The sequence below is a fragment of the Armatimonas sp. genome (genome assembly GCF_043760365.1).
Classification (GTDB): domain Bacteria; phylum Armatimonadota; class Armatimonadia; order Armatimonadales; family Armatimonadaceae; genus Armatimonas.
Genome location: NZ_JAYUPA010000388.1, coordinates 1 through 1800, shown reverse-complemented (window position 1 = coordinate 1800; position 1800 = coordinate 1). Strand labels below are relative to the sequence as shown.

General features: G+C 64.1%; 1 protein-coding gene. It reads right to left on the bottom strand.

The genetic code is table 11. The features are described 5' to 3' along the window. The coding region (locus ACH2EH_RS09275) for a S41 family peptidase (protein ID WP_395141021.1) at positions 1-1800 on the bottom strand (1800 nt) is incomplete at both ends.

Here is a 1800-nt window from a genome sequence, read left to right as displayed (position 1 = left end):
CCAGCGTGTTCGACGACGTCAGCCAGACCTCGCCGCCCCAGGTGCGGGTTCCGATCACCTTGCCGAGGCCCAAGCGCTTGAAGCCCTCGGCGAACGCCTCGCCGTCGGAAGCGGTGTTTTCATCGCAGAGCACGACGAGCTTTCCCCGGAAGGCGTACTGCATGTTCCAGGTAGGAGCGCCCACGGGAGCCTTCCAGAACATCCAGGCCTTGCGCACGAGTTTTTCCAAGATCCAGCTATCAATATTGCCGCCGTTGTTGTGGCGGACATCAATAATCAAGCCGTCGCGGTTGAAGACCGGGTAGAACTCCCGCTCCCACTGCGCGATATCGCCGTCGCCCATCGCCCGCAGATGGACATAGCCCAGCTTGCCCGCCCCCGCTTTTTCCACAGCCTGCCGCCGCGCGAGCTCCCAGTTACTGTAGCGCAGGTCCCATTCCTGTCCACTGGAGATCGCCGTGACAATCACATCGCGCGCTTTGGTGGCATCGCCGCCCGGGTAGAGCCTCAGGCGCACTTGCTTGCCGGTCTGAGCGCACAGGAGCTGCGCGGGATCGTCCACGGAGAGCGTCGGCACACCATTGAGCTGCGCGATCACATCGCCCTCGCTCGCCTCGACACCAGGTTTGAGCAATGGCCCGAGCTTCTCGGGGAGATCCGGGTCGGTGCGCCAGAGCCGCGTAATGCGCCAGCCGCCCTTTGCCTCATCGCGCTCCCACTCCGCGCCTAGCCCCGCAACCGCGATCTGGTCAGTGCCGCCGCGCTGGTCACCGCCGCTCACAAACGTATGGAGCACCGAGAGCTCGCCCATGAGCTGCGCCAGCACATCGGAGAGGTCGGCGCGACAGGCGATCCACTTGCCATCGGGCGATGCTGTCGTGTCCCAGCGCAGAACCTCGCCGTCTTTGGTGAGCTGCTCACGCGGCGCGTTCACCTCGCCGGTTGGGGGAAGCTTCCAGAGCTCCACTTCACCGGACTCATCCGAGAGTGCCACAAGGCCCTTGCCATCGGGTAAAAAACGCGCCTCGCGGTAGCGCACGCCCGGCTTGCGGGTGGCCTCGACAAGGCGCCCGGTGTGTGCGGTCGGCACCACAAAGACCTGCCCCCGCGCCGTCAGCACCACTTTATCGCCGCTCGGGGAGAGATGCGCCGCCGTCACCCACTCCATGGGCTTGGTGATCCAGCGCTCGCGTAGCTGGTCGAAGTCCGAGCTGAGCGAGATCGCAAGCTTGGTTGAAGCGCCCGTGGTGGCATCGGCGACGAAGATATCTGCACCGTGCTGGTAGATCAGCTTGCCGTTGTCCATCTGCGGGTTCTGGACATCAAAGCCCGTCTCGTGAGTGACCTGTTTAAGACTCTTGCCATTGCTGTCCATGCTCCAGACATTCATCACGCCGTCGCGGTCCGAGAGAAAATAGACCCTCTCTTTCCAGACCATCGGGCTACGGCTCGTCCCCTTGAAGTCTGCCGTGAGAGAGACCGCCTCGGGCGCATTGGGGGCGAGCTTCCAGAGGTTCTGCGCCGTGCCCCCCTGGTAGCGCTTGGTCTGGCTGCCCTGAAAATCCAGGCGCGTGAAGAAGAGATTCCCTGCCGCATCGTAGGCACCATCGCTGGCTTGGGAGAGCGGAACTCGGGTGCGCTGCTTTGTCTTCGGATCGAGCGCGACAAGCTGCGTATTGGGCAGCGTGGCATGCTTTCCCGTGGCGTAGAGCACTCTCCCCTCACCCGTCCAGCCGACCACTGTCCCGCCCGCCCCAAACGTCAGCCGCGTCGGCTCGCCGCCGGTGAGCGGCATGATAT